The 15788-nt window shown below is 46.0% G+C and carries 2 protein-coding genes (1 of these 2 only partly in view); both read right to left on the reverse strand.

The features are described from left to right. Window positions 1-13740, reverse strand: coding sequence for a type I polyketide synthase (locus ACQVGS_RS12865; RefSeq protein WP_491830286.1), 13740 nt, complete (start codon window positions 13738-13740; stop codon window positions 1-3). Beyond that, window positions 13724-15788, reverse strand: the 3' end of a protein-coding gene (locus tag ACQVGS_RS12870; protein WP_491830287.1) for an amino acid adenylation domain-containing protein. The gene runs 13088 nt beyond the window's last position; only the last 2065 of its 15153 coding nucleotides appear in the window; the start codon falls outside the window, past its right edge; the stop codon is at window positions 13724-13726. The genes ACQVGS_RS12865 and ACQVGS_RS12870 overlap by 17 nt, the downstream gene beginning before the upstream one ends.

A 15788-nucleotide genomic window follows, 5' to 3' on the forward strand; every position in this document is an offset into this window, starting at 1 on the left:
TTATTTGAAAGTTTTCCAAAACATTTCTTTAGGAGCACTCTTGTCTGAAAACCCTTGTCCCCGCTCAGTTTGAGCTGATAGGGCTCGATTCTCTGTTAAAACGGGCCGCCGATGCAGTGCCGGCAGCGGCAAAGGCTTTCTTCTGATCGGCCGATCAGCCGAGTCATCCCAGGCTTCTAAAATCAAGTGGGCATTCGTTCCTCCATCGGCAAAACAATTAATCGCTGCAGCCGGCGTTTTCTCTTTCCACTCGGCTTGTGTTTTACAAAAATACAAATCCGTTTCCTCAATATTAAAATGCGTCATTTTCTCATCACCTGACAGGAACGGAACCAATTGTCTATGTTTCAGCATCAAAGCGACCTTAATCAGGCTTGCTATCCCTTCTGCGCATAAAGGGTGGCCGATGTTAGGCTTAACCGACCCCAATCCTAATGGAGCATTGCAGCGAGAGCGGTAAATCGCTTGAATCGCCTTAAGCTCAAGCAAGTCTGTCACAATTGAACCAGATCCATTTGCTTCGAGATAACTGATTTCTTCAGGCTTTTTGCCGCTTTTCTCAAGCGCCGACAGCATCACGTCCTTTTGCGCCTCAAGATTCGGTGCGGACGGACCTGCGGTTCTTCCGTCATTGTTTACAGCTGCGGCTTTAATGACAGCATAAATGGAATCTCCGTCTTCAAGTGCTTGGCTGACCGTTTTGACTAAAACCATTCCCACGCCTTCTCCTAAAACGACGCCTTCTGCTCGCTTGTCAAATACATGGAAAGACGGCTTGTCACTTAAAAGTCCGCGCTCCTGAAACATTCGATGTGCATCTGTATCAAGCAAGCTGACACCGCCGACAACCGCTGCCTCGATATCTCCGCTTCGTAAAGCCTGAATGGCCATATTCATGCCGACCAATGCAGAGGAACAAGCTGTATCCAGAACAATACTCGGTCCTCGCAAATCAAAAAATTGTGAAATATTAGCGGCTAAATAGTTTTGTCCTCCAGCCACAATCGGATTTCTCGCTTTTGAAAGACTGGATTGATCAGGCTTGTGCTGACTGCGACCTCCTATATAGACACCAGCCCGCATGCCTTTCATTTCCTTTTCGGTGTACCCGGCGTGATACATCAGCTTCAGACTTTCTTCCAATACTGCCAAAGCCTGCGGGTCCATTGCTCTGACATCATCATCGGAAATCATGAAGAAATCAGGATCAAATCGGTTCAGGTCCTCGATTACCCCGGCATAATACGAGCTTGAATTGCCAAAGCGTTCATGCGGCACAGGTTTGATCTCTGATCGACCGTCACGTATTAAATCCCAGTATGCCTCCAGCGTTTCCGCTCCGGGAAATCGGCATGTCAGGCCAACGATCGCGATGTCTTCTGCATGAACTGCCGGTTTTATATCGCTTGCCTTTTGCATTTGCTGTTTCGCCGCGGAAGCCTGATCGGGCGGCAATGATGCCGCATCAGGCACATGTTCTTTTGAGTCAGCTGGATGTACAGCATCTGGTAAGGCAGATTTATATTCAGAAATCAGCCACTTTGCAAAAGATTCTATTGTGGGGTATTCAAATAAAATAGATGGATCGATATCTCCTTTTAACTTTTGATTAATCTGCTGTAATAGCTGCGCCAAAATAATCGAATCTACTCCGTATTCTTGAAAAGGCTCATCAGTTTCAAGGTCTTCGGCGCCTATCTTCAGCTCGTCAGAAAAAATAGTCACAAGCCATTCTACTGTTCCATGGAACAAGCTCTGAGCGCTGTCTTGTTCTCTTGTCTCAGCACGTTGGAAAGCCTTATCCGTCAGTGAGTGCTGCATGAGCTTACCCGGCTGCCATACATCTGTATGGTGAATCGCGGGCAGGACAACAGCTTGCTGTTTTGCAGAAAGAATCTGATCCAGAAGCTGCAATCCCTCCTCGTTATTCAAGCCTAACAGTCCGGTCTGTTCTAAAGCTTTGCTTCGAACCTCGCCTAAGCCGGTCTCCTTCCAATTTGGCCACTGAATGCTGACGATCGGATATTTATCTTTATGTGATTCTGCAAAATAATCCATAAATGCATTCGCCATTGCATAATCAGCTTGTCCGGCCGCAAGCACAGGGACGGTCGCTGATACAGATGAAAATAAAACAAAGAATTGCAGCGGCTCATCTTTGAGCAGGTCAAATAAGGTTTGAAGCCCTCCGACTTTCGGCTCCAGCACGGCTTGAATTTCTTCTGCTGATTTTCTTATAAATGCCGGATTATGTTTATTCAGAGTCCCGGCACAATGAATCACTCCGCCAATCGCTCCCATCGTATGCTGAATCGTCTCGATGCTTTGTTTGACAGCAAGCGGATCGGATAGCTGAAGAGACTGTACTTGTACTTGAGCGCCCATTGCTTCCAACTCTTGGATGGCTTTCAATTTCTGAGCAAGCGGCGTGTTTTTCGCTTTAAGAAACTCCCACTGTTCACGCGGGGGCATGACTTCACGGCCGGTGAGAACCAATCGTTTCACCCCGTATGTTTGCACAAAATGACGCGCACACACCATTCCAAGCCCTCTTGTCCCCCCTGTAATCAACAGCACCTGATCTGACGGAAACGATAATTCTTTTTGATTAAAAGCATCTGCTGTTCGCTCGTCCAAATATGCGCGATAACGCCGTCCGTCTCGATAACAGACTTCGGTGTCTGTACTGTCAGCATAAAATTCATCTGCAATCTGTCTGGCCAGCTCCTTTTCGGCTGTTACATGGTCTGTGTCCATATGTCTTGATGTAAGGTGACTGTATTCACTTTGGAGCATTCGGTATAGACCAGCCCGGGATGCACCGGACAGATTAACATCTTTATTTTCAAAAGACTCGAGCCCCTTCGTCACACACAAGACAGTCAATTCTTGCTTGTGTTTACGGCCAAGCTCAATCAGTTTTTGCAGCCAACTGATCCAGTTTATCGATTGCTCATGGCTCATTCCGCATCCGATCAAATCCACTGCTCCGCCGACATTTTCCCAGTCGGCGTCTGACAGATGCTCAAGCTCTTGTCTGTCAATGATGCGATAGCTCGAGAAATACAGGGAAAGCTCTTCAGCCAATGACCTTGTTTCTGCGTTTGCCAATATGGCAACCGTTTGGCTCATACGTTCTGCTGATGTAATCGGGCAATCCTGCCACTGTTTTTGTAACAAGCTCTGTTTCGTAGGCCGTACAGCAGATGGCAATGCCGAACGGCTGTCTTTTTCTGCAGCATCTTCAATTGGGAGCCAATAGTATTCTTCTGCAAACGGATAAGCAGGCAGACTGATTCGGCGAGGCACGTGATCGCCATAAAGCTTGTTCCAGTTTATTCGCAATCCTTTTACCCATAATTCTGCTAGCTTCTCCAGCCTTTTTTTCTCAATCCACGTTTCCAGCAGGATTTTGGCGTCATTATCTGTTTCAAACACTTTCATTTCACTTTTCTTCGTTTTGACATGCGCGTCATAGATTTCCGTATTCGGAATATCTGCAATATAGTCTTCTAACGTTTTGATAAGCATTTCTCTCGAATCAGCCAAAAATGCCATTCGGTAGTCCATTGGTTCCCGGCCAGTCTGAAGGGTATATGCCATATCATCCAGATTGATATCTTTATTAGAATCTGCGAAGTCTCTCATCAATTGGGCATAAGCCTTCAATTGCTGCCTCTTTTTCGCTGAGAGCACAAATAGCTTTGAATGATGGCGATCTGGCAATGGATCATTGTTTCTATCAGACTGATATTCTTCAATCACGAGGTGGGCGTTCGTTCCGCTATATCCAAAAGAACTCACACAGGCCCGCCGCGGTTTTCTATCAGCCGTTTCCCAATGCTTAAGCTCAGTGTTTACATACAAAGGCGATTCTTCAAATTGAAAATGCTCATTAGGTTCAGAGAAGTTCAGTGTAGGCACCAGCGTTTTATGTTTCATGCACATCAGCACTTTTTGAACACCGGCAACACCCGCTGCCGCTGATGTATGGCCAATGTTGCTTTTCACAGAACCGATCGCACAAAATTGCTTTTTGTCTGTTTTCTCTTTAAAGACGGTGGACAGCGCCTCTAATTCTATTGGATCTCCTTGTTTTGTTCCGGTGCCGTGCATTTCAACATAGCTAATGCTTTCAGGATGTATGCCATATGTCTCATATATATCCCGTTCCAGATCCATTTGGCTTTTCACGCTAGGTGCCGTAATTCCGTTTGTTTTCCCGTCCTGATTAATGCCCGAACCGATAATAACGCCATAGATGTGATCACGATCCGCTTCTGCATCTTTCAGCCGTTTCAAAACGAGCGCTCCTGCCCCTTCTCCGGGAACAAAACCATTTGCGCCATTATCAAATGCTTTGCATTGTCCATCAGGAGACAGCATGCCGGCTTCACACATACTGATGTAAGATTCCGGTGTCAGGTATAAGGTGACTCCTCCCACCAGCGCCATATCAATTTCTTTGTTTACTAATGCTTGACGCGCTAAATGTGTACCGACTAGTGAGGATGAGCATGCCGTATCGATCGGAATCGCCGGCCCTTTTAAATTGAGATAATACGGAATACGCGCTGCCGCTATCGCAAAGCTGTTTCCGGTGGCGCTTGCTCTTGCCTGATTCCGATTCAGCATCACTCCGTATTCATTGCTCATAATGCCAAGATAAACACCGCACTTTTTATTGCTTAACGTTTGCGCATTATATCCGGCATCCTCGAATGCTTTATAGCCTTCCTGCAAAAAGATTCGATGCTGCGGGTCTATCAGTTCAGCTTCTGACGGCGGAATATTAAAAAACAGCGGATCAAAATGTTCAATATCATCCAGCATCCCCAGTGATTTGCAATAGACTTTCCCCTTTTGATTCAGTGCCGGGTCATAGTATTTGTCTACATCCCACCGTGATTTCGGAATGTCACGAATCGCATTTCTTGCATTGACCAGATGATCCCAATATTCTCTTACATCCTTGGCACCGGGGTATCTGCCTGCCATCCCGACTATGGCTATCGCATCGTCTCGGTAACCTTGATGAGATCGGTCTGGTTTCTGTTCAGGCGCTTTCATCGCTGGCAGCCGAACGGGCTGAATCGAACGCTCCGCGGGTTTCGCTTTAGCTTTAGCTGTTGCTTCAGGCTGTTTATTCTCTTGGAAAAGCTCATCCGCTCTTTCTTTACTTCTATTACTATGATTGACAAGCTCGGCTTTTAACATATTTGCAAACTGACGAATTGTTGGATAATCATAAACTTTGGTAACTGAAAATGATGTGCCATATTGCTTATTGATTGCTTTTATCCATTCTAGTCCTGTAATGGAGTCCATTCCGATATCGATAAAGGTGTCATCAATATCGACCTCTTGGGAATCCATGCATAACACTTCAGCAATGCTTTCCTTTAATTCATCATTCAGTGTTTCAATTGTTCCAGCATATTGACTGGAAGCAGAAATTTCCGACGCTGCATATTGAATGTCTTCAACTGGTTTCTGCTGCTCCGGCTCATGATGGCCTAAAGGCGGCAACGAAATATTATCCGGTTTAGATAAGATGGATTCCCGTTGTATCGGTGTATACGTCTCCTCTGATTTTTGCGGATGGTTTTCTGCATTTTCTCCATCAGCTTGTGTGCTTAATTCATCTTTTAAGAAAGCGGCAAAATCACGGATTGTCGGATAATCATAAACCTTGGTCACAAGAAGCGATGTACCAAATTTCTTATTGATTGATTTTATCCATTCAAGACCGGTAATGGAGTCCATGCCGATATCAATGAATGCCTCGTCCGGGTCGATTTCATTTTGATCCATATATAACACGTCTGCTAAGCTTGCTGTCAGTTCATCACATAAGACTTCAGCAGTTATGGTTTGCTGCTTTCTAACCGGCTGCAGCGGAACAGATGTACTTTGCTGTGTTTCCTGACTGCTTGCCATCAAAGGCTGCAACGAAATATTGGCAGGCTTACCGCTGACTTTTTCCGGAATAAATGGCTCTTGGATGACTGGCTGTGATGTAACAGCCGGCTTCACTGGTCTTTTTTCAACTGTCTTCACCACAGTTTCTTCTATCCAATAACGGTCTCTTGCAAAAGGATAGGCAGGCAAGCTGATACGGCGCGGCTTACCATTTTGATAAAGCATGTTCCAATCGATATTTAACCCTTTGACCCAGAGGTCTAAAAACTTTGCGAATTTTCCTTTGCGAACCCATGCTTCAATTGTCTTCGCCATATCTTCATCAGCCGCAAAAACTGCCATGGTTTCTTTATTTCGCTTCACTTGTCCCCGATATAAGTGTTCAATGTGTTCTTTTCCAGAGATAAAATCATTCAGCTTTTCTTTAAGCTCCTGCATATTTTCAGCCACAAACGCCAAACGCTCATTCATTGCTTCCCGTCCGACCTGAAGCGTATATGCGATACGAGGCAGATCGGCTTCAGAATAACGCCCCTCACGGAGAGCATCCAGCAATCGTTCCGCCCGTTTTTGAAGTCTCTCTTCATTTTTTGCTGAGAGCACAATAACAGCCGCCTGTCCCGCTGAAGAATGCTCTGGCTCAGATTTCGAAGCATATTCTTCTATTAGAATATGGGCGTTACCCCCTCCGGCGCCAAATGATGAGAGGCCTGCGATTCGCGGATATTCAATTTCTTTTCCATTTACTTCAATGATCGGCTTCTTCCATTCTTCAAGCTCTTGCTGGACTTTGAATGGAGAATTAAAGAAGTCAATATTCGGATTCAGCACTTTTGAATGAAGGGAAGGCGCCAGCTGTCTGTATTTCATTTGAAGCAATACCTTTGTTAATCCCGCAATGCCCGCTGCACTCTCACAGTGCCCGATATTTGATTTGGCTGAGCCTATGGCACAAAATTGTTTGTCTTTCGTATGTTCTGAGAACACTTTAGCCAGCCCTGTTATTTCAATAGGATCTCCGAGTGAAGTGCCTGTGCCATGCGCTTCGATATAACTGATAGCCCGCGGGTCAATTTGCGCCTCTGTAACCGCCTTTTTAATGACATCTGCCTGGGCTTTCGGGTTAGGAACTGAGTATCCGTTTGTTTTTCCTCCGTGGTTAATGGCTGTGCCCTTAATGACTCCATAAATGTGATCGCCATCTTCAATCGCTTTGGACAATGGCTTAAGGAGTACAGCTCCAACGCCTTCTCCCGGCACATAGCCGTCTCCTCCCTGTCCAAAGCTTTCACACCTGCCTTTACTTGACATAAATTTGTTCTGTCCAAGCATCAAATATTTATTGGGGTGGATTGAAACATTGACTCCCCCTGCGAAAGCTGCCTCACATTCACCGCGATGCAAGCTTTGGCAAGCCAAATGTATAGCGGTCAATGAAGAAGAGCACATCGTATCCAGAGCCATACTCGGTCCATGGAAATCGAAATAATAGGATACCCGGTTTGCTACAGAGGATGGATTCCCCGGTAAAGCCAGAGACCGGCCCCGCGCTTGTTCTTGCGCTCCGTACAGCTGATATTCTTCGTACATGACACCGACGTAAACGCCTACGTTTCCGCCAAGTTCAGCATCCTGTTTACGGCCGAGGTGCTCTCTTGTATATCCGGCATCCTCCATCGTTTCGTAAACACATTGCAAAAATAAACGCTCCTGCGGATCCATTAATTTTGCTTCACGAGGAGAGATATGGAAAAATTGCGGATCAAACTTATCTACATCCCTAATAAAGCCTCCCCACTTGCTGTACGTTTTTCCTGGTTTGTCCTTATCTTTATCGTAATAGAGACTGTGGTCCCAGCGGTCTTCAGGAATCTCGGTAATACAGTCGTGGCCGTCCCTCAAGTTTTTCCACAGTTCATGGATATTGTCTGCTTGCGGATAGCGTCCGGAGATTCCGATAATCGCAATCTCTTCCGTTTCTTTTTCAGCAGACTGCTTTTGCCCATTTCTTTGCATGGGGACGAATCCGGACTTTCTGCGGCGAACCGGACTTTCTTTTTTCTCTTCGGTCTCAGAATCTGTCTTTCTATTTTCTTCTATTGAAGAAGATGTTTCTGATTCAATCCCCAAGATGTGTAACAGCTTTTCTCTATGTGATTCAGTAAAATACTGTGATAATGACCGAATATTGAGGTATTCAAAGAACAAGGTTTTAGACAATGAACCGAATACTTTTTCTAATTGTCCGGTAACATGCATGATCATAATTGAATCGATTCCGTAATCCTCCATTGGAGCTTCGGCGTCAATCTGGCTGACAGGCAGCTTTGTAACTGAGGAAAGCACACTCTTGAAATAATCCTCTGCTTTTTCTCTCAGCATCTCTTCATCGGCTTCCATCACGGAACTCGCATTTTCAGTATGCTGAATTTCACTTTTGTATTTTCCATTTGGAGATTGCCCATTTCCTGTTTGATCCAAAAATGAATGGATTTTGCTCACAACGCCTGCAGCCACCATCAGCTGCGATTTTCCTGAGGCCCATCCATGGTATAATGCCTGAATTCCGTCATCTGCTTCCATGGCGACCATACCTGTATCTCTCGTCAGCATCCTTTCGGTTTCAGCATCAACATGCATGCCTCCGTCTTTCCACAGCGGCCAGCTCATGGAAAGGGTTTTCCCGTAGCGCTTGTGCTGTGCTGCTTGGACATTCCGGTACTCGCTGAATGTATTCATAAAAGCATTTGCCATTGCGTAATCTGCCTGTCCTGCACTTCCCACTGTCCCGGCATTTGAAGAAAAAAGGATAAAAAAGTCGAGCAGGATATCTTTCGTTGCTTCGTCAAGATGAATCAGGCCGGTGACCTTTGGAGCGAGCACATCTTGAATCTCATCTTTCTTTTTTCTAATAATGAAATTATCTTTTATAATGCCAGCGCTATGAATGATGCCATTTAAGCCGCCATAGTCCTCTTGAATCTCTTTCGTTAAAGCCATAACAGCTTCTTTTTCAGTCATATCTGTTTGTCTATAAACAACACGCGCGCCCATTTTCTGTAACTTCTGAAGCTCTGACTGCTTTCTTTCATTGACAGGAGACCTGCCTGTGAGAATCATGACAGCCTCACGCGTTTTGTTTGCAATTTCATTTGCAAATAGGAAACCAAGCCCCCCTGCACCGCCTGTAATCAGATAAACCCCTTTATCCTTCCATGGCATGTCGGTGCCCGGTTGATCAGCTGCTGTCTCTTTCCATTTGCTTACATACCGTTTTCCTTGCCAATATCGGATATGGTTATCATGAGGATATTGCCTGCATTCTGCTAATGTTTCGGCCAGATCGCTTGCAGATATCCCTGAATCAAATTCAATCAGCTGGCCATTGAATGCTGGGTTTTCCAGCTGGGCCGTTTTGAGAAGTCCCGCTAAGCCGTTTAGCAGCTGCGGTTCGTCCAATGCAGGAACAGCGACTTGAACGAGCACATTCCCGCCAGGTTTTGAGTTTAGCAGCTGTTGAATGTCTTCGAATAACTGTAAAGCATACGCTTTAAACCGTTCATGAACTGCCTGCCCGCTTATTTCTAATACCGTACAGTCAAACTTGTTCCGGATTCTTTCGATTTGCCTTTCTGCCATATCACAAACAATAACTTTATGCCTCTGATATTCCATTAACTCATTTTTCTCGGAAACAGCTGTTTCTTCCCATATATGCTCGAATAAAAGTATGCCAGTTGCTAAATCTGTCTCGTTTTCTAGAGTTCTGGCAGAATAACCTTTCATTCGCACGCATACCTGGCCCGCTTCATTACACAAATCGATGTCAAGCTTCTGAATACGATCCGCAGCGGTACTGTCCTTGCTGTATTTCACGCGGGCCCACATCGAAGTCTCACAATCTTTGAAAATTTGGATATCCTGCAATGCGAAAGGTAGCATTGCTTGTCTTTCTGTCAAACTGGCATCCTCTGTTCCAAGCCTCAGACCGATAGAAGCTTGAAATGCCGCATCAATCATGCTCGGATGCAAAACATAATGATCTTGGGTATGTGAAACGACAGACGGCAACGTCAATTTAGCTAGAGCTTCGTTTGCCCCGACATATATAGTATCAATCGCTCTGTGGCCGTCACCGTACTCAATTCCCATTTCCGCATAAGCGTCATAGCATACACCAGGCGGCAGAATGCGTCTACTGCAGCTTGCTTTCACCTCTTCAATATTCAGTTTAGGTGCTTCTTCGGTCTGGCAAAGCACAACGCTTCCTTGGCCGTATATCACCGGTTCCTCCCCCGCGCTGTCACTCTCCCTGCAGATTTCGAACAAAATATCACCATTGTCTTCCGGATAAAGGTGAACGTATATGACTGATTGCAGATCTGTGACAGCAACAGGGCGAATCCAAACGATATCCTGAAGACGAATATCTGCATGCATCTGGTTCGCAGCCGCCTTTTCTGCAGCTGCCCGAACCATTTCTAACAAGGCTGCACCGGGTAAAATGTGCTGACCTTTAATGACATGATCCTTTAAGAAAAATTCACGCCCTGTGAACTCTGAACGAAAACGCACGCCCGACATGTCAGACACATTTTCGTGCAGGAGAGGATGAATGGCATGGCCTAGGGTCAAATTCTGTTTTGGCAAGTCAATCTCTGTCTCTTTCTCCGGTACCCAATACCGCACTTTTGCGAAAGGGTATGTCGGCAAGCTGATCCGCTTAGGTTTGTTTCCCCCGTATAAGAGCTTCCAATCAACCGCAGATCCGCCGGCCCATTTTTCAGCGATCAGGTTTAGATTTTCTTGTTCCAGCCATTTATGTACTGTTTCTCCGGAAAGTGATATATCACCGGTTTCTTTTGTCATTCGGCCCTTCCAGCAATGCTCAATGGTTTCCTGTCCTTTTAGATATGCTTCTAATTGACCTCTCAATTCTTGAATCCCGCCTGCTAAAAAAGCAACCCGCTCTTCCATCGGTTCACGGCCAATCTGCAATGTATAAGCTACATCTCTGATTTCAATACCCTCATGAAGAAAATCGAGAAGACGTTCCGCATACACATGAAGACGTTCTTGATTCCGGGCAGAAAGCGGAATAATCACCGGTGTGGTGTCAGGTACAGACACGGTCTGCTCCGCTGCTTCAGGAATGTATTCTTCTAAAATCATATGGGCATTAGACCCCGTTGCACCGAACGAACTGATGCTTGCCCGGCGCGGATAGATGATTCCCTCACCATTCTCATTGATAACAGGCTGCTTCCAAGTTTCGGTTTTATGCTGCACATAAAATGGCGACTTTTCAAAGTCTACGTACGGGTTCAGCTCTTCTGAATGCAAAGAAGGCACGAGGGTTTGATGGTGAAGCTGAAGGGCGACTTTGCTTAAACCGCTGATACCTGCGGCGGATTCCGCATGCCCGATATTTGACTTGACAGAACCGATTGAACAGAACTGACGATCCTCTGTATATTGGCGGAACGCTTTTACCAGACCCTGTAATTCGATCGGATCTCCTAAAGATGTACCGGTTCCGTGCGCTTCCACATAACTGACAGTCCGCGGGTCAATCCCTGTTTTCTCCAAGCATGTCTCAATCAGATCAGCTTGTGAAACAGGACTTGGCACAGAAATCCCGCTTACAGTTCCTACATGGTTGACTGCACTTCCTTTAATTACTGCATAAATACGATCTCCATCTTTCTCGGCCTGACGTAAAGGCTTTAATAAGACCGCACCAATTCCTTCTGCCGGCACATAGCCGTCCCCATCCTTGCCAAACGTGCGGCAGTGCCCGTCAGTGGAAAACATATCCCAAACACCGTACGTCATATACTTATTCGGGTGCAGAGAAAGGTTAACACCGCCGGCTAATGCGACCTCGCACTCTCCGTGACGAAGGCTTTCCAACGCCAGATGTACGGCAGTTAAAGATGAGGAACATACCGTATCAACCGCCATACTCGGACCGTGGAAATTGCAAAAATAGGACACTCTGTTGGCAATTTGCGCATAGTTGAGAGAGAGAGGGAACACATTTTCCTTCGATGCTGCTTCAGCACCGACTAATGTATAATCCTTGTGCATGACGCCGGCAAAAACGCCTACATGCTGTCTTTTGTTCCGTCCTCTAGGTGTGACCAACGTCTTCGGCGTGTAGCCAGCATCCTCAATCGTTTCCCAGCATGTTTCTAAAAACAGCCGCTCCTGAGGATCCATTGTCTCCGCTTCTCTCGGCGTAATTCTGAAAAATTGAGGATCAAAGCAATCAGGATCATCAATAAATCCGCCCCACTTAGAAATGCTTTTTCCTGAAGGGGAGGTGATTCCTTCAAAGCGCCTCCAATCCCAGCGCGACTCGGGAATCTCACTAATGCAATCCATTCCCTCTTTCAGATTGTTCCAAAAGTCATGAATATTGTTTGCCTTCGGGTACCGGCCCGCCATCCCGATAATCGCAACGTCTCCTTCTGCTGCCTTCAGAGATGCAGTTCGGGCAGAATCCTCATGTATACGTCTCTTCCGGCTTTCAGCAGTACCGCGATCAATTGTGCGAATAGCGGCACGCTTTCGTTCGTTTTGATCAATAGAATGAGAGGAGGTAAAATGCTCACCGTACTCCTGGGCAAGAAACGCTGACAGCTCCGCAATCGTGGTATGCTCAAACAGGAGAGTCGGTGAAAGGCTCTCACCAATTTTGTCACTGATGGTTTCTACCACTTCAAGCAAACCGGATGAATTCAGTCCCATTTGATAATAGCCAACCTGCTTTTCAATCTGTTCAACCGCCTTATTAATTTTGTCTGCGATTAATTGGCTGACGAATTGTTCAGCTGCCTCGTATGTCCCCGTACTCTCGGCTGACGATGACACCTCTTTGATTCCTTCTGCAGCCTGTGAAAGTTCGGCTGTATCTTTACTCGCCTCCTGGCTTTGAGGCAAATCCTTGCGGCCTCCATGAATAAGCTCTGCTTCACGCACTAATTTACTTGTGAAGTTTTTCAGTTCAGCTACCTTTTCTCCCGAAGCATTAAAAAATTCAAGCGTTACATAAATGAGCTCTTTTTCCTGACGGACAGATGAACGCTTAATTCTTGTCATGCAATGCGTCTGCAAAAGGGCTGAAGCAGAAAAAGATTCATAGAACAGAGGCAAAAACAGCCTCTGTTCCCCTTTAAGCAAAGATGTAAGCAAATTGTTGGCTCCCACTCCGCTCCCATCGATGAGAGCCGGATGAAACATAAAGCCTTCTGCATGAAGCATAGCTTCGGAGCCAAGAGAAAGATCAAGGAGCACACCGTCTTCCTCTTCATAAATATGTCCATTCGCTTTCATATATCCGCTATGCACAAGTTCCTGGCGTCTGCACTGTTCATACACATCATCGAGCTGTACAATCGTGTCCGGAATTGCTTTGAGGTGATTGACCTCCAGTGTTTCTTCAAACACTGCCGGCACGTCGGTGTGCATATCAGCCTTCATAAAGAGCTTTTCATCTGACGCTTCTTTATCACGGCGTTTTTCGAAGCCTTTAACTGATATTTGCCAATGCCCTTCATTTTTCTCCGTGCAATCGATATTGAGCATAATTACCGAATCCTGTCTAGCAGTCAACGGCTGGTAAATGGATAAGTTCCGCAGTTGAAGCTCTGAGAAGGAATAGCCGTGTTCTCTGAATATCTGGTAAATCATATCAATATAAGCCAAACCCGGAAGAACATGTTGTCCGTAAACCACATGGTGATAAATAAACGGATTTTTTAACGATAGAGTGAGTTGCTTCGTTATATTTTTCACGTTAGACCTCCACTTCATAAGAATCCCATATGTTTGCTGTGTCCATTTTTAAGGTCTCCTCTTCCGGCTTTGACGCGCCAGCCGAAAACACCCGTTTCTTTAATTCAGGAGGCGATATTGGACTACGCTTAATCACACGTTTTTTATCTTCATCCCACGCCTCTAAAATGACATGGGCGTTTGTCCCCCCATCGGCAAAGCAGTTAATGGCCGCAGCAGGCAGCGGTTCTGTCCATTTTTCCAGCGATCGGCTGAACGTGAGATTCGCTTTCTGCTTATCGAAATGTGACATCTCTTTATCACCTGATAAAAATGGAACAACACTGCGCTCTTTCATCATCAGAACAACCTTGATAAAACTTGCGATTCCTTCAGCACAAAGCGGATGTCCGATATTCGGCTTGATTGATCCGAGCGAAAGGGGATTTGCGTTCCCTGAACGGTACACGGATTGAATCGCTTTAAGCTCAAGCAGATCGGTTACCATTGAACCTGATCCGTTTGCTTCAAGATAGCTGATGTCCTCTGGCTGTTTTCCGCTTTTGGCAAGCGCAGCCTTCATGACTTCCTTTTGCGCTTCCAAATTAGGTGTTGCAGGCCCTGCGGTTCTTCCGTCATTATTGACCGAGGCCGCTTTGACCACAGCATAAATGGTATCTCCGTCTTGTATGGCCTGTTTTACCGTTTTTAACAGAACCATTCCGACACCCTCACCTAAAACAACGCCATCAGCACGCTCATCAAACACATGGAAGGATGAACGCTTACTTAAAATGCCGCGCTGCTCAAACAGCCGGTGAGAGGCGTCTGAACCAAGCAAGCTGACACCGCCCACTACAGCAGCTTTCATATCCCCGCTGTGTAAGGCCTGAATAGCCATGTTCATGCCGACTAAAGCTGATGAACATGCTGTATCTAACACAACACTCGGGCCGCGGACATCAAAAAATTGTGAAATATTTGCCGCTACATAATTCTGGCCGACTGTCACGATAGGATTCTTCGTATGAAGAAGACTCTCTTCATCAGGCTTGTGCTGGCTTCTGCCTCCAAGATAGACACCGATAGATTCACCCTTTATTTCATCTGGTGTATATCCGGCGTGATACCAAAGTTTCAAACACTCTTCCAATACCAATAACGCTTGCGGGTCCATCGCCTTTACATCCTCTTCATGGAGCAGGAAGAAATCATGATCGAAATGGCTGATGTGATCAATGACTCCGGCATAATACGGTGACTGATAACCCCAGCGCTCTGCCGGAACCGGTCCGATTGACGAGCGTCCCTCAGATAATAACGACCAATATGCTTCCAGTGTATCCGCCCCCGGAAAGCGGCAAGATAATCCGACAACGGCGATATCCTCTGGATGAGAACTCGGTGACGAGGACACCGGCACCTGTCTTCGGCTGACAGAAGCAGGATCCTCCGCAGGGTGAGGTGTGACTGTCTCAGTTCTATTTGCCGAAGATGCTTCCGCATTTTCCCCTATCTTGTCTCCAAACAGAGCAGTCAAGGATTCGGCATAAGATCCTACAAGCCAATCAGCAAAGCGCTGAATTGTTGGATATTCATAAAGAATAGATGGATCGAGCGCTGTGTCTAACTTTCGATTAATACGCTGGAGCAGCTGTGCCAAGATAATAGAATCTACACCATAATCCTGAAATAAATCATCAATTTTCAGGTGTTCGCGTTCGATTCTCAGCTCTTCAGAAAACAAAGCAACAAGCCATGTCCGCGTTTCATCTAAAAGCAGCTCATGTTTAGCCGGCTCTGCGGTTTTCCCGATTTTTTCAGATTGTGATACAAGCAAAGCTTCTTCTTTCAATCCAGATTCTTGCCGGATCCGCCGCTCCATCAGCCGGTCTGGCTTCCAATTTTCCTGATTCGTTATAGCAGGGAGGACAACCGGCTGCAAGGTCCCAGATAAGATTTGATCCAGAAAACGCAAGCCCTCTGAATTCGTAATGCTCAGCAAGCCGCTTTCTCGATATGCTTGATTTGTCACTTCCCCCATACCGGTTTCTTTCCAATTCGGCCACTGAATGCTGAAGATTGGC

It is taken from the genome of Bacillus sp. SD127, assembly GCF_058566445.1.

Excerpts from the sequence above, each read along its gene's own strand:
- ACQVGS_RS12865 (WP_491830286.1), bottom strand. The coding sequence starts at position 13,740 with ATGAAGTGGAGGTCTAACGTGAAAAATATAACGAAGCAACTCACTCTA.